Annotated in this window: 17 protein-coding genes, 4 tRNA genes and 2 pseudogenes; 14 read left to right on the top strand and 9 right to left on the bottom strand. The window is 55.3% G+C overall.

Going from position 1 to position 18792, the window contains the following annotated elements:
* The first annotated feature begins 37 nt into the window (after nt 1–37).
* From Poly21_RS04975 to Poly21_RS04950, 6 genes are all read left to right on the top strand, one after another.
* Entirely contained in the window at nt 38–1345 is a 1308-nt protein-coding gene (locus Poly21_RS04975) for a carboxymuconolactone decarboxylase family protein (protein WP_146405841.1), read from the top strand.
* A 422-nt stretch (nt 1346–1767) separates the two neighbouring features.
* Nucleotides 1768–1841, top strand: a tRNA-Ile gene (locus tag Poly21_RS04970).
* A gap of 71 nt (nt 1842–1912) precedes the next feature.
* Nucleotides 1913–1985 (top strand) — tRNA-Ala (locus Poly21_RS04965).
* A gap of 496 nt (nt 1986–2481) precedes the next feature.
* Nucleotides 2482–4029 (top strand): hypothetical protein, encoded by a 1548-nt coding sequence (locus Poly21_RS04960; RefSeq protein ID WP_146405840.1) that lies wholly within the window; start codon nt 2482–2484, stop codon nt 4027–4029.
* A gap of 327 nt (nt 4030–4356) precedes the next feature.
* Nucleotides 4357–4563 (top strand): hypothetical protein, encoded by a 207-nt coding sequence (locus Poly21_RS04955; protein ID WP_146405839.1) that lies wholly within the window; start codon nt 4357–4359, stop codon nt 4561–4563.
* Nucleotides 4564–4704: 141 nt separating this feature from the next.
* Nucleotides 4705–7458 carry a TOTE conflict system archaeo-eukaryotic primase domain-containing protein gene (locus tag Poly21_RS04950; protein ID WP_146405838.1) on the top strand — a complete coding sequence of 918 codons (2754 nt, stop codon included), beginning with the start codon at nt 4705–4707 and terminating at the stop codon, nt 7456–7458.
* Nucleotides 7459–7583: 125 nt separating this feature from the next.
* On the opposite strand, the gene Poly21_RS27065 is transcribed toward Poly21_RS04950, so the two are convergent.
* On the bottom strand, nt 7584–8084 hold the full coding sequence (locus Poly21_RS27065; RefSeq protein WP_302117607.1) for a hypothetical protein: 501 nt from the start codon (nt 8082–8084) through the stop codon (nt 7584–7586).
* Between Poly21_RS27065 and Poly21_RS27060 the strand changes: the two are divergent.
* Both Poly21_RS27060 and Poly21_RS27055 read left to right on the top strand, forming a co-directional pair.
* Nucleotides 8053–8685, top strand: a pseudogene (locus tag Poly21_RS27060) (IS66 family transposase). The gene Poly21_RS27065 and the pseudogene Poly21_RS27060 overlap by 32 nt on opposite strands.
* The gene (locus Poly21_RS27055) at nt 8682–8927 is read left to right on the top strand and encodes a hypothetical protein (RefSeq protein WP_302117605.1); all 246 of its coding nucleotides are present in this window, start codon (nt 8682–8684) and stop codon (nt 8925–8927) included. The pseudogene Poly21_RS27060 and the gene Poly21_RS27055 overlap by 4 nt, the downstream one beginning before the upstream one ends.
* Before the next feature lie 595 nt (nt 8928–9522).
* Here Poly21_RS27055 and Poly21_RS04940 read toward each other — a convergent pair.
* Nucleotides 9523–9810: a hypothetical protein gene (locus Poly21_RS04940; protein ID WP_146405837.1), complete on the bottom strand. Its 288-nt coding sequence runs from the start codon at nt 9808–9810 to the stop codon at nt 9523–9525.
* A gap of 428 nt (nt 9811–10238) precedes the next feature.
* On the opposite strand from Poly21_RS04940, the gene Poly21_RS04935 reads away from it, so the two are divergent.
* Nucleotides 10239–11198 carry a hypothetical protein gene (locus tag Poly21_RS04935; protein WP_302117603.1) on the top strand — a complete coding sequence of 320 codons (960 nt, stop codon included), beginning with the start codon at nt 10239–10241 and terminating at the stop codon, nt 11196–11198.
* A 133-nt stretch (nt 11199–11331) separates the two neighbouring features.
* Here the strand turns inward: Poly21_RS04935 and Poly21_RS04930 are convergent, their stop codons facing one another.
* Nucleotides 11332–11556 (bottom strand): hypothetical protein, encoded by a 225-nt coding sequence (locus tag Poly21_RS04930; RefSeq protein ID WP_146405835.1) that lies wholly within the window; start codon nt 11554–11556, stop codon nt 11332–11334.
* A 151-nt stretch (nt 11557–11707) separates the two neighbouring features.
* Between Poly21_RS04930 and Poly21_RS28210 the strand changes: the two genes are divergently transcribed.
* Both Poly21_RS28210 and Poly21_RS27050 read left to right on the top strand, forming a co-directional pair.
* Entirely contained in the window at nt 11708–11980 is a 273-nt protein-coding gene (locus Poly21_RS28210) for a helix-turn-helix transcriptional regulator (protein ID WP_146405834.1), read from the top strand.
* Nucleotides 11981–12069: 89 nt separating this feature from the next.
* Entirely contained in the window at nt 12070–12240 is a 171-nt protein-coding gene (locus Poly21_RS27050) for a hypothetical protein (protein WP_302117601.1), read from the top strand.
* A 10-nt stretch (nt 12241–12250) separates the two neighbouring features.
* Here Poly21_RS27050 and Poly21_RS27045 read toward each other — a convergent pair whose 3' ends face one another.
* Nucleotides 12251–12724, bottom strand: a complete 474-nt coding sequence (locus tag Poly21_RS27045) for a hypothetical protein (protein ID WP_302117599.1) — start codon at nt 12722–12724, stop codon at nt 12251–12253.
* A gap of 207 nt (nt 12725–12931) precedes the next feature.
* Here Poly21_RS27045 and Poly21_RS27040 point away from each other — a divergent pair.
* Nucleotides 12932–13441: pseudogene (locus tag Poly21_RS27040) on the top strand (tyrosine-type recombinase/integrase); the annotation flags it as partial.
* A 279-nt stretch (nt 13442–13720) separates the two neighbouring features.
* Here the strand turns inward: Poly21_RS27040 and Poly21_RS04915 are convergent.
* Nucleotides 13721–13794, bottom strand: a tRNA-Val gene (locus tag Poly21_RS04915).
* Between the two features lie 248 nt (nt 13795–14042).
* The gene (locus tag Poly21_RS04910) at nt 14043–14888 is read right to left on the bottom strand and encodes a YciI family protein (RefSeq protein ID WP_146405833.1); all 846 of its coding nucleotides are present in this window, start codon (nt 14886–14888) and stop codon (nt 14043–14045) included.
* Nucleotides 14889–15102: 214 nt separating this feature from the next.
* Between Poly21_RS04910 and Poly21_RS04905 the strand changes: the two genes are divergently transcribed.
* Nucleotides 15103–16062, top strand: coding sequence for a class I SAM-dependent rRNA methyltransferase (locus Poly21_RS04905; RefSeq protein ID WP_146405832.1), 960 nt, complete (start codon nt 15103–15105; stop codon nt 16060–16062).
* A 12-nt stretch (nt 16063–16074) separates the two neighbouring features.
* Here the strand turns inward: Poly21_RS04905 and Poly21_RS04900 are convergent, their stop codons facing one another.
* Nucleotides 16075–16437, bottom strand: a complete 363-nt coding sequence (locus tag Poly21_RS04900) for a hypothetical protein (RefSeq protein ID WP_146405831.1) — start codon at nt 16435–16437, stop codon at nt 16075–16077.
* A 37-nt stretch (nt 16438–16474) separates the two neighbouring features.
* A complete protein-coding gene (locus Poly21_RS04895) occupies nt 16475–17629 on the bottom strand; it encodes a M28 family peptidase (protein WP_146405830.1) in 1155 nt (384 codons plus the stop codon).
* 148 nt (nt 17630–17777) lie between these two features.
* Here Poly21_RS04895 and Poly21_RS04890 point away from each other — a divergent pair.
* Nucleotides 17778–17852: transfer RNA gene (locus Poly21_RS04890), tRNA-Pro, on the top strand.
* Between the two features lie 754 nt (nt 17853–18606).
* Here the strand turns inward: Poly21_RS04890 and Poly21_RS27035 are convergent.
* The coding region (locus tag Poly21_RS27035; protein ID WP_302117597.1) for a hypothetical protein at nt 18607–18792 on the bottom strand (186 nt) is incomplete at its 5' end.

Below are 18792 nucleotides of genomic sequence, written 5' to 3'. Positions count from 1 at the left end.
ATTTATTCACCAATCATTCTTCTCCACAACAGCGATCATGAAAAAGTATATCGTTCTTACCTGTGCGTCTATTGCCATCATTGGTCTCGTGTTCTTGGGTGCTTCCCATGCGCAGGAGCTATCGCCTTCGCAATCAACTCCGAAGGGCGTGCCTTCCAATCGAGCGGACATGCTCAAGGCGCTCGACCGTTTGAAGTATCGCGAAGCGAGGTTGCCACTGCCGCCGGCCAATGAGGACTCGAATCTTCCCGTCTCGAATTCCTCTGCCTCGACTTCCATACAATCTGGCGGTCGGACCTCGATGGGAGTCGTCAACAACGGTCGGATGCGAAATCTGTATCTGCCACCAGAACTGCAAATCCGTGGAGGTCGCTACCCCGCGGTCTCCGATCAAGGATTGCCGTATGACTTTTCGACCGAACTGTTCTGGATTGTATCTCGGGTCAATAACTGTCATTACTGCCTCGGCCATCAAGAACACAAATTGAAATCAGTTGGCGTGACTGAGCCGACATTGCTCGCACTCGATTCCGACTGGGCGGCCTTCCCAGAAAAACAGCGTGCAGCATTTGCCTTCACACGCCAGTTGACGTTGGCTCCGCATACCATCACCGACCGCGATATCGATGCACTACGAGTTCATTTTTCAGAGGAACAAATCCTCGATATGGCTTTCACCGTTGGTCGCTATAACGCCACGAATCGGTGGACCGACTCGTTGGGCATTCCGCAAGAAGAACAGCGGGAATTTGTCTCGACACTCGACCCGCAAGTCGCGAGCACACCGTCGCAAGTCGCACCAGTCGGGTTTCCCAAACGAGAGAAATTTGATGATTACACTGATTGGCTCGCAGAGTTTGAACGACAATCGACGCGGCAACCGCGCCTTTCAATGGCATCATTTGAACCGCACGATGGGATTTTTGCTCACGAGCAGCTGTTATCCGAAATCCCAGCGGCTGGCCCGGCATTTGTGGAGCAACTTCACCAAGCCAGGATTGTCGGGCAAATTCCCGTTGGCCTACGAGACCAAATTGCATACGTCGCGGCCCGCGAAGATCAAGCTTGGTACATGCAAAACGTTTCGCGAACACGGTTGTTGGCAGAAGGACTCAGCGATCACGAGATCTTTCAGCTGACCGCAGGCAGCTCTTCAAGCGGCGCCCAGAGCGTGGCATTGCAGTTTGTCAAAAAACTGACGACGCACCCTCAGTCCATGACCGACCAAGATATCCAAAACCTGAGCCATTTCTACTCTTCAGAGCAGATCGCTGAGATTGTTTACCACACGGGGCTAGCGGCCACACTCAATCGAGTCACCGAGGTTGTCTGTCTGGGGTGGTAGAAGTGCGGAATGCGATTTGCCCAGCGGACCCAAGAGATCGTGCAAGTCTTTCAGTGACGGCGTCCCTGTCACTGCCCTCCCCTGCCAACGAAGTTCAAAGGCGGCCTACAGCCGTAGGGCGAAAAGGTCATCCGATGGTTCGAAAGACCAGTGAAGAGGTTGGAGAAAGTAGCACACGTAACGCCCCTGAAAAAACTGTCAACAATCCAGTGTTTTGCGGGAAATCACGGCGTTTTAGGTCAGGTACGCTCAAGTCGTGACGATCGTCAGCCGAAACAACTTGCTCGTGCAAGCTTCGGTCGCATGCCCGCGGCGTGGAAAACTTTTAGGAATTCATACCGATTCGAGCCCAAAGAGGCTTTGACAAGCGGCGAAAACTTCCTAAACTTCGTCCCCTCTGGTCGCAAGATTGGAGAACGCACGGGCGTGTAGCTCAGTTGGTTAGAGCGCGTCGCTGATAACGACGAGGTCCCAGATTCGAGTTCTGGCACGCCCATTGTGCGAGGTTTGAAGTCAAGAAGTTAGAAATTTCACACTTCCGTCGTCAAACTTCACACTTCCAAATACGGGGGTATAGCTCAGTTGGGAGAGCGCCTGCTTTGCAAGCAGGATGTCGTCGGTTCAAGTCCGTCTACCTCCACTTTGGCCAATTTGCGATTCGTCGCAAGTTGGCTTTTTTTATGGACTTACGGAAATTCCCTTGTTAAAGGAGGCGGTTTCAAGTCAATTGGGTCCAATCGGAGGTCCAATTAGGTGGATCTCTGGGTCCAATTAGACGTCAGCGGACAGAGTTCCCGGAGGTCACCATCACCCAATCCAGCGGCAAAATCACGCGGCGGCACAGCCGTCAGAAATCGACCCGAGGCACCGATGCGAAGGGTGAGCGTTTCTTCCTTCAGGGTAAGCGGTGGCGGCTACCGCGTGGACTCACTCAGCAGGATGTCGAGACTCGCATCACGCGTCTTAGGGAACTGTGGAACGATCATGAGTGTTTTTGCCTCAGCCAGGTCTTCGTCGACCCGGTCGTATTAGCAAGCCTTCCTGAATTCGCACTAGAGGCTGAGGCGAAGCGATTTCTGAAGCAGCAAACTGCCGCCGCTGAGGCCAGCCAAGAGAGCAATGCAGTATCCCCCTCTGTGGAATGGTCAGCGTTCGGGGTTAGCGGACGAAACGGTGGCGTAGCGACGGGTGATAAAACGGCCCAATGGACACCACTTGCCTTGTGGATTGCCGAGCAAGTCAAGCAGGGTGTTCGGCCAGTTCCACTTCCGCCATTGCCCGAGTTACGCGACTCAGTCTTCCGCGACAACAAGGTCGATTACCGCTTTGGGCACTTTGCCAAGGTGTTTTCTAGCCCTGTTGAGTCACATCCGGCAACAACAGCCGAACTACGCTGGCAGGATGCATTTAATTTGCTCAATCGACTCAACGAAGCCTACCCGTCGGTGTCGTGGGCCATGTCACAGCATCACATTGACGAAACGGCTCAGTTCCACGAGCAGGCCGCGAGAGAAGCTATCGTCACCACCGCCAAGGTACGCTCCCAAACGCCACCTGCGGAAAAGATACCGCTCATCACGGGCACATTCCACGATGCCGTCCGAGAATATACGAAGAAACGCATCGCTGATTTCACCAAGGGCGGCGTGTTCGACGGCAGCGGGCATCATATGGTTGGCCTCATTGAGAACTTCGCGAAGCGACAGCCGGACGTGCCTCTGGCGATGTTAGATTTCACGAGGTGCCAGGAGATCTTTGACTTCTGGAGAAACCGTCCAATCAACCTGAGGTCAGACGAGCCGCTTTCGTTTAAGCACTGTTCCAGTCACATCGGCGAACTCAAGCGGTTCTTTAAATGGCTGCACACTCGTGACAATTTTGAATGGAGGCGGCCAGACGACTTCGACCTGATTGAAACCAAGGTCCAGCGGCTGTCCTCGGATCGACGTTCGATCCAGGACATCGAGCTCAAGACATTCAGCGTCGATCATCTCAAACTTCTCTACAAGCACGCCTTGCCAGCCGAGCGATTGAAGTTGATCTGGTGCCTCAATTGCTCGCATGGTGCGGCCGAGATCGGCCGAGTCGAATGGGAAGATCTGTCCTTGCACCAACCTCACCCATGGACAAAGGAAGGTCTCGAGATCGTCAGCAGCGATAACGACTCTTGGTGTGGGCTTCTCCGACCCAAGACTGACGTTGTCGGTTGGTGGTGGTTGTGGCCGGAGACCGTTCAGTTGGTTCAGTGGTGGAAAGCTGATCTCGAACGACGACTCAAACGACCACTGAAGTCTTCCGAACGAATGCTGCTGACGAGCACCGGTAGCAACCTCTACCGCGATTCGTCCCGCAACGCCCAGTCCTCGTTCTCGAATAAATGGAGTCGATTGTGCTCTCGGGTTAACAAAGCTGAGGGAAAAAACGCAGTTCCCGGGCTCCCCTTCGGCACGCTCAGGGATCAGATGAGCAATTGGCTGGGCGGCGACCAGAACCGTGCCGTTCTCGCCAGCGTTGCACTGGCTCATGGGATTCCCCACAAGGGCGACAAGCTGCTCTTCAAGCATTATTCGAACCGGCCATGGGCTCATCTCTTCGAAGCCCAAAAAGAATACCGCCAGCTGCTTCAGCCGATCTTCGACGGGGTTCCTGACCCACTCGCAACTCACGATCCGCTCGCAGGCTAGATCGCCGGGCTTCAGGAACCCGGCTCTGCCGTTTTGGTGAGCCCGCGTGCAGTTCTGCGGGCTGCTCTTGGCCTGTCCGTGCCCGGCGGAAATCACAAGGTATGTCCTGAGGATACTATCGGCGGGTTCCGTGCCTGGGCTCAGTGGTTGACTCCAATGGATCTGGGCTTGTTGAGGCGGGTCAATTTCTTTGAGCTGCCGCAACCATTCAGTTGACATTAAAGGACCACGAGGTATCATGGGCCCCTGAGGGCCTGCGTGCTTCGGAGGCCTTTGGTGTTTTAACAACTCTAGACAGTCGCGAGCCGCGACGGGAACGAAAGTGCGATGAGCAAGAAAGAACCAACCGTTAAATTAGAAGGCAAAGGCCCGACGAAACAACTCAAAATTTTACTCTCGATCAATGAACACGCAGTCGTGACAGCGGCAGCCAATATGCAGGGGATGCAGGTTGGCGATTACATGAAAAAGGCGGTGGTGGATCGGGCCAAGATTGACGCGAGGAAAATGAACTCCATCATCGACTCTCTTTAAAATTCGAATTTTGGAAATGACATTTTTCCCGAAGCCGAGTGAATTTGATTTTCCCCGACACGGCGATGAGATGAGCCGTGTCGATTTCTATAACACTGCTGTCGCATTGTCTGCGATGGCGTAACGAAAGTTGCAAGTACGATGACGAAACAATTGTCTGAAGTAGGTTTGGGAACTGAAAACGCATGGCAGGTCAATCGTCAAGCACTCGCTGAGTGGTGCTGGGAACGGATGGCAGTCAAGCGAGACCGCTACGGCCGATATTCTTCGAATGGATCAGCCAGATGGTCAGCAAACAGCCTTTCGCCTGAGTCATTGCACGGGCACTTTAACGGGACCGAGATCATAGGACTCGGTATCACCTCGTTGGACGACGAGTGCTCGTTCGTCGTGTGGGATCTGGATAATCATGTTTCCGATGAGTCGACAAGTCTTAATCTCAATTACGCGATCATGTTGAGGGATAAACTCCGTGCGATCGGCCTGCAATCGCTGATCGAAGACAGCGATGGCAAAGGTGGAATACATCTCTGGCTTGTGTTTTCTCAACGAATCCCAGCCAGTACTGCACATCAATTGGCGAAATCGATCGCTTCGGATTTTCGTGAACACGGGCTTGAGAAGATTGAGTGCTTCCCAAAGTCGCCGACCGTCAAAAACACGCAAAAACGCTGTGGCAACTATATCCGCATTCCCGGCAAACATCACAAACGTGACCATTGGTCACGATTCTGGGGCGATGACGACTGGCTAACCTTGAGCGATTCGGTTCAGCTGTTGCGGGAGCACAAAGGGAATGATCCGGCTTTGATTCCGGCCGCTACGTCGGTGATGAAACCGAAATCCACGGGCAAGAACTTGATCAAGCCCGGAACGCCGGTTGAGGGCGACGAAAACATTGACTTGGCCCGTCAGCACGCTGCTAAAACTGCAGGTGCGGTAGCAGGCGAGAGTGGTCACGACCGAACTTTCCGGCTTGCCTGTGATCTTATTAAGGGTTTCTCGCTGACTGAAGCACAGGCCTTGGAGATCATCAGTGAGTGGAACAGCAAGTGCGCCCCGCCGTGGACAGAAGATGAGTTGAAGCATAAAGTCGACGACGCAGCTAAATCTGACGGCAGAATCGGATACCTATTGAGAACCAGCATCGCCGCGTCGCTGAATGAAATGGAGGTCAACGATCAAGTGGTTGCAGTCCTCGCGAAGCGGCAGGACATCTTTGAGCACCACGGGCGGTTGACGGTGGTCGGCAAGAAGAGCACGGACGGTGAAGAAACCCACCGAGTTTTGAAGCCACTTGTTCTTGCGTCGCTTCGGGAAATCATCAGTGACAGTTGCAGTATTTTTGATCCGCACGCACAAGGTTCCAGTCACAGAGGCAGCAAAGGACAACGAATTCCGCGTTGGTGTTCGGAGGCCATATTAGCACGTGGGCATTGGGAAGGGATTCGTCCGATTCGTGGCGTCGTGCGCTGTCCCGTGCTGCGGGAGAATGGCACGATCGTGCAGACGGCGGGTTACGACGACGAAAGCGGTCTGTATCTCGACATCGACGATAGTTTCCCCGAAGTCCCCGAGAATCCGTCACCGGAACTCATCAAGCAGTCAGTGGCATCCCTGCTGGATATCGTCTCCGATTTTCCCTTCGCGAATAGCGAAAGTCGATCCGCTTGGCTCGCCAGCTTGTTGACGCCTCTGGCGCGCGAAGCCTACCGTGGATGCACGGGGCCGATGTTTCTGTTCGACGGCAATGTACCGGGAACCGGGAAGGGGCTGCTCGCGGAGATCAATTGGATGATCGTGACCGGCAGTCGAGCCGTTCAGAACTCGATTCCCTCGGGCAACGATGAGGTTCGCAAACTCATCACCTCCTTCGTCGTTGAGGCCCGCCAATTGGTGCTGTTCGACGACATCGTTGACTCCATCGGCTGCGGGGCACTGAACGCGGTTTTGACTGGTACAACGTGGAACGACCGCAGGCTGGGACACAACGAAGTGATCGAGGGCCCATTGAGATTCACACTCTACGGGACGGGCAACAACATTAATCTCGCTGGAGATATGCCGCGGCGTGTCTGCCAGATTCGTCTTCAGTCGGCGGAGGAGCACCCTGAAGACCGCAGCGAGTTCCAATACCCGGCCGTGCTCGAGCATGTGCGGCTTCATCGCCCCCAACTACTAGTCGCGGCGTTGACGATACTGCGTGGTTACATTGTGGCCGGACGTCCCAACCAGGGGCTGGAGAGTTGGGGATCATTTGAGGGCTGGTCGGCCTTGGTTCGCGGATCGATCGTGTGGTGCGGACTTGCCGATCCGGGATTGACGAGAGCGGAGGTCCGAGAGTCTTCCGACAGTGACACGGAATCGTTGCTGCACTTCATACGGGCCTTGCAGGGCGTTGACCCTAAAGGGAAGGGCCTGAAGGCCTTCGATATCCTAGAGGTTGCCAACGATCGTGGGGCGTGTTCGCCGATCTATAGCAAGGGGCTGAGGGGCGCGATCGAGGAGTTCTGCGGCATGTGCATCGGACGAGTGAGTTCGTCGATCCTTGGCACGCGACTGCGGCGATTCAAGTGTCGCGTTGTCAAGCAGATGTCGCTCAACACGAAAAAAGTCAATGGTGATAATCGTTGGTGGGTCGAGGTTGCATCTGCTCCAACGTTAACGGTGGATCATGCGGTTAGCGAAACTGACCTAGATCAGGCAACGCTTGAAGTCGATGTGGAAGCGGAGGAAGCATGGTTCGAGCGAGCCTACTGCGACTACCTGATCAGTCTGGCTCGCGATGATCAGTTTTTGGAGGCTGCAATGTTTGAAGTAGATGCAGAGAAGGACGACGAATGGATTGAGCGAGCGTACGAAAGACATCTGGATCAAGTTGGCTTAGCAAGCTGACGCTAGCATCGTTTTTTTGATCTTCTCCTTAATCGGCTACGATGTGTGATTCACATTTTGAGGAGCCGAGATGGCACTGGGAAATGCCAGGGTCCCCGCCCCTGGCATCCACTTCCGGATGATCTTCATTGGCTGCTCTGAAGATACTCGTTTGCCGAGCGAAAAAACTGGTCTTGGTGAATTTGGGCTGAATCGACCAAAATTTGCGGGTCATCGATGTGCCCAAGATCACGACCGATTGCCCAGAATGCAAGCCGCTGCTTGAACAGCAGCAGGCGATTATCGACATGTTGGTCAAGCAAGTCGAGTTGCTCACCGCTCGTCTTGAAAAAATCGAGCGGGAAAGCAAACGCCAAGCGGCTCCTTTCCTCAAGAAACGCAAACTCGATCCGAAAAAGCCTGGGCGCAAAAGCGGCGAGGACCATGGCAAGCACCACCGCCGTGCGGTGCCCGAGCTGATCGGCGAAGCCTACGACGTTCCCCTGCCGGCGTGCTGTCCAGACTGCGGGCACGATGAACTGACCAAGACCGAGACGCTCGTCCAATTCCAAACTGATATCCCTCGCGTGGTCATCAATCGGCAATTCAACATCGATGCGGGTACTTGCTGTGGGTGCGGATCTCACGTGCAGGGGCGACACGAACTGCAAACCTCCGACGCAGTGGGCCGCTGGAGTCCAATTGGGGCCGAACGCTCACGCCTCGATGGCGTTGTTGAACAAAGAACTTGGCCTCAGTCGCGGGAAGGTCAAGCGTCTGCTGGAAATACTTTTTGAAATTCATGTCAGTCGCAGCACCAGTTGCCGAAGCATGCTTCGCACGGCCGATCGACTGGAAGATGCCGACACTCAGGTTCGCAGGACCGTGCGAGGTTCGCCTCAGGTGGTCGGAGATGAAACGGGTTGGCGAGTGGATGGACGTGGCGCTTGGTTTCATGCGTTCGCCGGGCTGACCGCGACGTGCTACGAAGTGGATGCGACGAGAAGTATTGGACCGGCAGAACAACTGCTGGGCATCGACTGATCGGGAATCTTCGAACACGACGGTTGGGCGGTATACGACAAGTTTACCTCGGCGACCCATCAACAGTGCTTCGCGCACCTGCTTCGGCGATGTGATTCGCTGATCGAAAGCGGGTCCGGTGGCGCACTGGCGTTTCCGCGTGGTGTGAAAGACCTGCTGCTTCAAGGCTTCGAGTATCGCAATCGTTTTTACAGAACGAGATGACTACTCATGGGGTGAAGGTAATGGCGGGACGATTGAACATGCAAATGTGGGAGCTGGTGCGTCATCCGAAGACGCACGTCGCCAATGAACGCTTCGCCAAGTTCTTAGAGAGACATCTCGATGATCTGTTTACGGTCCTACGTTATCCCGGAGCCGACGCAACGAACTGGCGAGGCGAGCAAGTGATCCACCACCGCTGGTGGATCGAAAAGTATGGGGCGGCAATCCACCGCCAACAGTAAATTTTGCAGTGAGCCTCGCTTGATCTAGGTCGAGGGGGGACATGGTGGACGTGGGGGACCTGCTTCGTCACCACTTCCGTTTTTTTTGTGACCTTGAAGGTTGAAAAATGGTGAAAAGCTTCTCCAAAGTAACAGAACCATTTGAAGTTGGTTAGCTTAGCAATGTAATGGGGGGGGACGTGGGGGACATGTTTCTTTATCTGCTTCGGATGTTTTTGACAAATACGACGAAAAACAGATCCTCTCCGAGTATAAAAAACGTAAACAGAAGGCGAGGACGTCCCCCACGTCCCCCAAGTCCCCCCTCGTTTCCTCCAATGGCAAATCCGGCGGTCAATTGATCTCGGATCAAAAACAACTGGTTGAGATACTCCCACTGGGTGAAAACGGGTGACTCAACTAACGAACTGGTCAATGACGAATTGCTCAGTCCCGTACGTCGCTGGTCGGACTACCGTTAAGCGACAACCAGCCCCAAGCACGATTGGGGGTTTTTAACTCTCGCTGAATCATTTGGATTCGCTGAGCCGCGACACAGCTTTTACGAAGGGCTGGGCTACGCCACTCACATTCTGAGCACCCAGGCCCCACTCGCTCACTTCGAAATCAATCCGTTCACCTTCACGATTTTGCTTTTGAGCGAGTTGAGCTCTTTGGTGAGTTCGGGCTTCAGCTCCGGGTTCGCTTCGAGGTGAAGTTCTAGCCAACGACGCCACGTCCAAAGCGTTTGTTCCAACTCAGCTTGGAACGCCTTGCCTGAAACGACTGTCGGCTTGCGGCCACCTTCTTGCCGGCGACCTTGTACCGCGATGATCTCTTTCTGAAGCCGGTGACTGCTCCAGCGGTTGGTCAGAGCGTCCTGAGTTAGACGATCACAAAACACTTCTTGAACATTGTCGCCACGACTGCCAGGAGTTTAAGGCGTGCTTGTCGATGAATTCGGTAATCGGATCACTGGCGGGATCTGCATCGTCAAAGGAAAAATCGCGAAGGTGAATGCCAGACATCCATTGCCAACTCGATCAGCATGTCTTGCTGATCATCAATACTTTTCGCATCCCAACGGTCATATGACTGCACCTTTTGTTGATACGATTGATGCTGGAGGCTTTTTCGATGACCTTTAACTCAACAATGCCGCTTGCCAGATCGTCTTTACATTTCCGGTACTCGACCGGCGTCACCAATCTTAGACAACTATCGTATTTTGACTCTAGCACTTAAATTGGCGTTCACTATACACCGCTCGTGCGATATAATGTTGAGTGAATAGATTTTGCACAACCGGGAACTTTAAAGGGTGTAGTCTACGTGGCATGGGAGAAACGCCAAAACGGTCGGAAGTACTTTTATCTTTGCCGACGCATGCCGGATGGCCGAGTTCATAAACAGTACTTGGGCAACGGACTGCGGGCTGAGATGGAATCGCTGCGTTTGGAGTCGAAGGCTTTTCAGAAGCAAGTTGACTCGCAGCTTCGAGATAGAATCGTTGAGCTCGACTCGATGGCAGAGGATTACGCGAGCTCAACACTATTACTTTTGGAAGCCCACCTTTATGCGGCCGGATATCACGACCCGAAACGCCGAGGATGGCGAAAGCGACGGAGCGTTCAGATGAACAAGTCTGCAGAGTGCGAGAATCAGGAGCAGGGGGGCAGCGATCTGGAACCAGGTGAATGGGTTTCCGAAAAGGTGACTCTGGATGAAGTGGTCCGCCGGTGTCGTGACGGTGATCAAGACGCGTTAGTCACGCTTCGCCGAGCGATGAAGGAGCATCCAGATCTCTTCAGCCAACGTGGTCACATCGCGGCTAAGGTTCAAACGGAATGGGTTCGAGCCCTCACTGGCCATGATTTGTTCGAGCGAGAGGTCATGTTCAACAGGACCCGAGAGCTTCGGCAAGGATTGATCGAAGAAGGCACCGGCAGCCATCTGGAGCGACTGATGGTTGACCATTTGGTTGCCACGCATCTCGAGCAGGGCTTTCACGGCCTGATAGAGGCGAGGTGCGTCGGTAAAGGCATTGAGCTGCCCAAGTTCGAGGTTGAAGCGTCACAGCGTGCTGCGCGCCGCCATGAGAAGGCTCTCGCGGCTTTGACCACGATCCGTGCTCTTGCGCCGCGAATGGAGTCGCACGCGGAGCTGGTCAGTGAGGAACCCACTGAAGAAAAGGCTTGCGAGCAAACCACATCTCATGCTTATGCTTATGCTGAGAACAACCGTATGACAGCCGTTTTCGATAGGACACGACATCCGGTTCCATTGAACTGATCAAGCCGCGGGCAACCATTGCGACACCTCGTCTTGAACACGCCTGGCTAGATGCGAAGCGTTCAAGCTTCGAGCCAATCACGAACGTTACCGGTCTGAAGGCAATCGAGCATTGGCTTTTCACTTTGCTCGATCATTCCTCCGTCGGTCGGAATGGCTTTCGAGCGAGTTCACGTTGATAATAGGATCTCACCGCTTGGTTGGCATATGTCACAGCGGCATTGCGCAAGAACTCCGCGATCGTTATTTCGAGCTCTGCAGCAGCCATTTTTACGAGCTTGTGCTCGTCTGGCCCCAACTGAACCTTCAGGGTTACCTCTTTGCTCGTCGTCTTCTTGGCGGCTTTTTTAGGGGGCATCTCGCACCTCGATTCTTAGATACCAAATTTAATTTTTCCCGAAAGGTCCACCAGGACCCTTTTGACTATTAATTCCTACGGTATACTTTGGATTGTCGATGGTCAATGCTGAGCCAGCGTTGATTTCACGTTCCGAATCGCAAGCTCAAGGATGGAGTTGTTCACCACTTTTTCCGGGGTTTTCAACATGCCTACGTCAGGTCATCAAACTGACGCCGCTCGACTCATGTCAGTCGATGCAGTGGCCGCCATGCTGGCAATTTCTACTCGACACGTTTACCGACTCGCCGATTCCGGTCGAATGCCGCGACCGGTGAAGCTCGGCGGCTCCAATCGCTGGGATCGTGACGTCGTCGAAAACTGGATCAGGGAAGGCTGTCCTGTCGTTCGTTCTGTGAAGCACCCTCGGCGACGAGGAGCGTAAAAGCGTTTCCAGAGACTCGAGTTAAACCGGTAGCCGCCGAGCAAGGGACGGCTCTGCAGCCCGGTACTTTTCTTTCCAATTCAAAACTCGTGCGTACGATAGCGGTGCTCTCAGGGCGACTGGCCAATCCAGTCACAGGGCAAGACGCACGAATTGATCAATTAAGAGGGGATATGCCCAATGGCATCCGTCAAACGAAAAACCGTTACGCGATCGCTACCAAGCGGTGCCACGGTCACGACAAAGAAACGCCCAGCTAACAAGAAAGAGCTAGAGCAGGATCCATCGACGACGACGATCATCGAAGAAATCGCTACCTGGAAGGATCGCAACGGCAAGAAGCGAATAGGAACGGTCGTCGTCGACAAGCGGGGTAAGCAACGCGTAAGAACCAAATCGGAGACCTACTACGCCAAATACCGCGACGGCGACGGCATCGTCAAGGAAGTCGCGACTGGGTGCCGGGACAAACAAGCGGCACAAGCCCGATTGGCGGAATTGGTGGCCGTGTCTGAGAAGGTACGAGGCGGTTCGCTCACTATGCGGGACGTGCAAATCGGCGATCACAGTAAGACGCTGCTTGCCGATCACGTTTCCGACTACATCGCCGATCTGAAATCGCGGGGAGTGAATGCTGATCGGATCAAAACCAGCGAAACGCGATTGAAGGCGGCGTGTGCAGGCTGCGGGTTCCGATGGCTGGGAGACTTGAATGCGGAGGCGTTGCGAAAGTGGTTGCGTCAAGAAAAGGGAATATCGGCTGCGACGTACAATTGGCATGCGACGTTGTGGACGGCATTCGGGAACTGGCTGACCGGTATTCGTTTGGAGGGGAAGCGGCCTTCACAAACGGGCGAGCGTCGCTTGGCTTCAAATCCGTTCGACGGATTTGGTAAACGTGACGAAAAATCCGACCGGCGGCGGGTTGCTCGTGCCTTGTCACTTGACGAGATGCGGCAGCTACTTGCCACCGCCCAGCGTCGTCCCTTGCAAGAAGCATTGACCGTGCGACGAGGCAAAAATAAGGGGAATCAGGTTGCAAGCGTCTCCGACGCCAGGCGGGCGGAATTAGATCGCCTGGGGACCGAGCGAGCGTTGATTTACAAAACGCTGATTTTGACGGGGCTACGGGCGAACGAACTGCGGACGCTTCGAGTTGGCGATCTGAGCTTCGGAGATGTTCCGTTCCTGGTTCTGCGAGCGAGCAATGAGAAGAACCGCAAGGGTTCTACCATCCCCATCAAGAGCGACCTTGCCGCCGACTTGAGAGTATGGAGCGAGGGCAAGACATCGAGCGAGCTCGTTTTCAACGTCCCGACCGGCTTGCTTCGGATACTCAACCGAGATCTGATCGCCGCCGGGATCGACAAGATGGACGAGAACGAAGGCCGGATTCACCTGCACGCGATGCGGCACTCAACTGGCACACACCTGTCGGCGGCGGGCGTCTCGCCTCGCACCGCCCAAGCTGTGATGCGGCACAGCGACATCGCGTTAACGATGAACACGTACACCGACGAAAAGTTACTGCAAACATCGGCGGCAGTCGAGTTGCTGCCGGAGCTTCCGGTTAACACCAAGAGAACCGAGGCCGAAAGTTTCGTTGCCCCAGCGGTTGCCCCAACTCCGTACAAAAGGAGTCAAAACGGGTCAAAATCTGACAAGATGGGAGTTTTATCCGATTCGGCAGGAACACCAAAAAACCCCGAAAAACACAGTGTTTTACGGGGTTCTGAGGAGTGGGCGATACAGAACTCGAATCTGTGGCCTCTGCCGTGTGAAAGCAGCGCTCTAACCAACTGAGCTAATCGCCCGTGTGTGTGCCACATACGGTGGTTTCACAACTCCACGTCATGTGAAGTTGCCGGGAAATCGCTCTGGAATGCGATTTCCTGGTTTTGAAGCGGGCATGATAATGCTCCCGTGATCTAGCCGCAAGATCTGGTTGATGGACCCGCCGAGCTTGCTTGGTCTGGCGAGATCAATCGTTGCGAGGGGCGTTCGACTGTGTTAATGAACAATCGGAAGCTGGACAGCCTCTCTCATTGGCCAAATCGGGTCGTCACTGTGGATCACCGGGGACCATCACCATCCAGCCCACGCCGAACTTGTCGGTGACCATGCCATAAAGGGGTGACCAAAATGTTTTGGTGAGCGGCATGTCGACCTGACCTCCTGTCGCGAGGGCGTTGAACGCCGCTTCTGCACCAGCTTCGGTTGCTACCGAAAAAGCCAAGCGAAAGCCGTCGAATTTCGATTTGTCGTCACAGCCATCGGATGCCATGATCGTCATCTTGCCGATCGACAACGATGCATGCATGATTTTTTTCTCGAAGCCCGCTTGCAGCATACCCTCGGGAACCGCATCGGGGCTCTCATCAAAACCCATCTTCATCAGCACTTTCGCTCCCAACGCTTGCTCGTAGAATCCGAGCGCCTCTTCGCAGCGTCCGGCGAAAAACAGGTAGGGCTGAACGCTTGCCGCTTGCAGCGAAATGGCTCGTTTGAGCGCATCCTCTTGGTCGCGGATCGCACCTTGCGGGTCTTGTTCGGCGAAGTCGTCCATCTCATATAGCGGCCGAATATCGATGTCGGAGTCTTCGAGCATCGGGTTAGGGCAGCGTTTAACCCACTCAATCGCCTCCTGCATCGACGCCACTTCCCATAGCCAGAAGCCCGCAATCAGCTCTTTTGTCTCCGCGAACGGCCCGTCCGTGACAGTGCGATCGGTGCCGTGAAAGTGAACGCGTTTAGCTGCCGAGCTCGGCTTGAGTCCTTCGCCAGCTTCCATGATGCCGGCGGCGACCAGTTCTTGATTGAACTGCCCCATCGCGGTGAGCAATGCCTCACTGGGCAGCTCACCAGCCTCGGAACTCTTGGTGGCTTTCACGATGACCATGACTTTCATAACTTCTCCTGATGTGGTTGCAATTAAGATGACACAAGGTTGTCGAACAACCGACGAACCGATCGACAATGATTTTTGAAAAAGGAATCTTAGGTAGTCCGCTCTCCGCACCTCGAGCAACGCGGCAACACGAGTCCGCAGAGCATCCTATCCCGGAATACACAAGAATCGATTACCTTGTGGGCCACCCCCGACTCTGATTCCAGGTTTTGCTTTGTCCCGCTGCTACCAACTGATCGACTTCGGCAACGGGCGGAAGCTCGAGTCGCTGGCTGGACGAATCATTGATCGCCCCAGCCCCGCGGCCGACAACGCCGTGCCCCGCGATCCCGCCGCGTGGAGAGATGCCGAGAGCCGGTATGACGCGGCAGCGCGGATCTGGACTCATCGTACCGCCTGGCCCGACCAGCTGGCCATCGAGGTTTCCGATCCAATTGACCCTGAGAGGGCAGTACTTCAAATACCCGTTCAGCCAACCCCCTTCGGTCACATCGGAGTCTTTCCCGAACAACTCGAGAACTGGCAATGGCTGATGCGAACGGCACCCGCAGGCGATCTTCCCAGCTCGTCGCGCAGTCGCCAGCGGCAAGCTTTGAACCTGTTCGCCTACACGGGCGTTTCGACGATGGCGATGGCGAGCAGCGGGATGGGGGTCGCACACGTGGACGCTGCCAAGCCAAATGTCGAAGCTGCCAAACGCGTCGCCGTTGCCAACGGACTGCGAGAGGCCCCCGTTCGGTACCTCGTCGATGATGCCGCAGCGTTTGTGCAAAGAGAAATCCGGCGTGGCAACCGCTATCACACCATTGTCCTAGATCCGCCCGCCTACGGCCATGGCCCCAAGAGCAAGCGAAAGGCTAAGTCGTCGGACAAACGTCCGGCCAAGCAAGCACAGGCGTGGCGGATTAGTCGCGATCTGCCCGAACTGCTCAAGAACTGTTTCGAACTGATCTCGGGGCGATCGTTTCGCTTGTTGGTTACGGGCCACTCCGCGGAGATGGACCAAGCCGACGTGCTCGATCTCATTGAACGAAATCTCAGCCACCGACGCATCGGTCGCTTGCAGCCCCAAATCGAAGCGGGCCGGATGACGGTCGCTGATCCAGCCAACCGAAAACTCGACGCGGGTTTCTACGTTCGCTGCCGGCTAGCTCCGCTGACTCCTGACTCCTGAACCCGTGTCCGCTTACTCTCTTCCGTCGCGTCTCATCCGCATCCGGTCGATGCGGTGGCGGTGATGGAGCATCGTCCGGACGACATCGAGCGTTGCCAGAGCGACGATAGTGCAGAGCACCACCATGGCGCTCATCCAGCAGCCGATCCAAAATACACGGCGGTCCGGGGTCGCCAGCGTCGCTCCCAGCACCAGCAGCCCACACACGAAGAACAACGCATTGACTCGCCGTCGTGAACGCGAGCGTCGGCGGAGGTATTCGTCGTCGACAGGATCGTCGTACGCATCATCTGGCCACCCGATTTTCTCAGATCGAAACAGCCACACCGAAAAAAAGATCAAGGTGGCTGAAAGAATCAATCCGCCGGCAAACATGAGCTCGTCATCCTAACGTTGAAATGAAACAGAAACACTACTCGCTGGTTTCTGACTGTGCGATGATCCATTGATGGACCACCCAAGTTACCGCAGCTAAACTCGCGCCGCTGCACTTGTCCGGTGTGTCCTCGGTTGTGTGCCAGTATTGAGGTGCCCGGAACCCCGGTCGCGGATAGTCGAAATCAATGAGGTCGGTCGTGGGGATTTTGGCAATTTGATTCAACGGTAAATGATCGTCACGGATTTCTTGCATTCGTGTGCGGGGCACAAACGCGGTCACCCCCAATTTCGCGGCCGTCCGCCAGATCGATTTGGTGATCTCTTTGGCGTACCGCAAACTGGCGCGATCGTAGAGCAGTTGCAATTCGCGATCGCCGACCATGTCCAACAGCACACCGGCTCGATAGGGCACCGACGGCGGTGACATCAGGTATTGTTGGGCAAAATACGTCGACCCCAAGAAATAATCGTCAGCGCCCTCTGCAAACACAAACTCTTCGGCATCGAACAACACGACGTCGACTCCGATATCCTTGGGCAAGTCCGCGAACTGGTGACTCATTTCCATCCAGGCCGCCACGCCACTGGCGCCGTCGTTGGCCCCCAGAAACAGGCCCTTGGGGTCGTGGCGATCTTGATCAGGAAACGGTCGCGTGTCGTAGTGGGCACACAACAGAAAGCGGATTGGCCGCTCAGGAAACCAGGCGGCAACTAGGTTCGCCATGTCCACGCTCGCGCCGGTAAGCGGGTGGCGAATCTTTGTCTTTTGGAGGGAGACATCCGCCCCCTGCTGAGTAAAGAATTCTGTGAGAAACGCCTGCTGCCTCACCATCGCCTCGCTACCGGTGACGCGCGGCCCCATGTCAACGATCGCTCGCAGATAACCAATCGCCCGATCTGGAGCATAGGTCGGTGGGATCGGGCGCGCACTCAGCTCGGTGGATTGCTTCGGCGAGCCGGCTGCCCGCCCCCAAAAATACACCGCCGAACCGGCCCCGACGGCAATGCCCAGAACAAACAGGGGCCAGTATCGCCGTAGGCGGGCTGAAAACGCCCCCGGCCGCCGGCCGACGGAGTGCCGCGGCGTGTCCGCAGGGGGCGGCACGGTCTGGCCCGCATCGGGGCGTGCGGACAGACCAATTTCCGCGGATTTTTTTTGCCGCAAGTGCACCTGATCCGAAACTGCCATCAAGAAAACCCAATATTTTCTGCGAATGAAAACACTTGCCGACACATCATCCGACGGCCCGATATCACCCTAGCGAAAGTCGAACGGTTGCGGTAGAGTTTGCCGTGCAAAAGGACTGGTTCATGCAACGAGCCCGTTCCTATTGCTACGGGATGTGGCTCAGCCTGGTTAGAGCGCTGCACTGGGGGTGCAGAGGTCGCAAGTTCGAATCTTGTCATCCCGACTACCTAAGTCCTTTTAAGCAAAGAACTTACATCGCCTGGTTGGTGATACCTTTTTGGCCGTTTCGGCGGTGATACCTTTCGTGATACCCTCGGTGATACCTTTGGGAGGACGAACGGTAGCTGGGTGGCCGCGAAACGATCGCTCAACTCAAGCTGCGAAGACGCCTCGACAAGGCCTGCAATCGACTTGTCGCATTCCTAGTTTGCTTGCCAACTGAGCACAGTCATCCTGCGATCGGTGTCGCCCTCAAATCCGCCAACTCGGCCCTGGAACCGAGATCGCGGTCACCTTGCCTGACGGGCGGCTTCAGGATCGTTCAAGATCCGAGATCGAACTCGCGGAGTCTGGAGTCACCACGGCACCTGCCCAGACCAGAACCGTGCCGTTCTCGCCAGCGTTGCACTGGCTCACGGGATTCCCCACAAGGGCGACAAACTGCTTTTCAAGCATTATTCAAATCGACCGTGGGCTCATCTTTTCGAAGCTCAAAAAGAATACCGCCAGCTACTTCAGCCGATCTTTGAAGAGGCTCCCGACCCGCTCGCCACTGACGATCCGCTCGAAGACCAGGCCGCCGGGCTTCAGGAACCCGGCTCTGCCGTTTTGGTGAGCACGCGTGCAGTTCTGCGGGCCTGCTCTTAGCCTGTCCGTGCCCGGCGGAAATCACAAGGTACGTCCTGAGGATACTATCGGCGGGTTCCGTGCCTGGGCTCAGTGGTTGACTCCAATGGATCTGGGCTTGTTGAGGCGGGTCATAGCCGCACGGCTCGCTCTCGGTGGTCAGTCGGCGAACGTGATTCGTAGAACTGCCAGACGTTGCGGATCATAACCCCGACCTGGACTTGGGACCGCTCAATCACGTTTTGTTGCGTCGAACCCTGCCACGTGCCCACTGTAGAAGACGTTCCGCATCGCCGCGAAAATGAACGCGTCTGCTT

The organism is Allorhodopirellula heiligendammensis (assembly GCF_007860105.1).
In the GTDB taxonomy this organism is placed as follows: Bacteria; Planctomycetota; Planctomycetia; order Pirellulales; family Pirellulaceae; genus Rhodopirellula; species Rhodopirellula heiligendammensis.
Note: the sequence above shows the minus strand (reverse complement) of the source record. Positions and strands in the feature narration are given on the sequence as shown.

Bases quoted from the DNA above. Each gene is read 5' to 3' on its own strand.
- Poly21_RS04955 (WP_146405839.1), top strand. From the start codon at position 4,357: ATGAGCAAGAAAGAACCAACCGTTAAATTAGAAGGCAAAGGCCCGACG.
- Poly21_RS27055 (WP_302117605.1), top strand. From the start codon at position 8,682: ATGACTACTCATGGGGTGAAGGTAATGGCGGGACGATTGAACATGCAA.
- Poly21_RS28210 (WP_146405834.1), top strand. From the start codon at position 11,708: ATGGAGTTGTTCACCACTTTTTCCGGGGTTTTCAACATGCCTACGTCA.
- Poly21_RS04900 (WP_146405831.1), bottom strand. From the start codon at position 16,437: ATGTTTGCCGGCGGATTGATTCTTTCAGCCACCTTGATCTTTTTTTCG.
- Poly21_RS04930 (WP_146405835.1), bottom strand. From the start codon at position 11,556: ATGCCCCCTAAAAAAGCCGCCAAGAAGACGACGAGCAAAGAGGTAACC.
- Poly21_RS04975 (WP_146405841.1), top strand. From the start codon at position 38: ATGAAAAAGTATATCGTTCTTACCTGTGCGTCTATTGCCATCATTGGT.
- Poly21_RS04910 (WP_146405833.1), bottom strand. From the start codon at position 14,888: ATGAAAGTCATGGTCATCGTGAAAGCCACCAAGAGTTCCGAGGCTGGT.
- Poly21_RS04950 (WP_146405838.1), top strand. From the start codon at position 4,705: ATGACGAAACAATTGTCTGAAGTAGGTTTGGGAACTGAAAACGCATGG.
- Poly21_RS04895 (WP_146405830.1), bottom strand. From the start codon at position 17,629: ATGGCAGTTTCGGATCAGGTGCACTTGCGGCAAAAAAAATCCGCGGAA.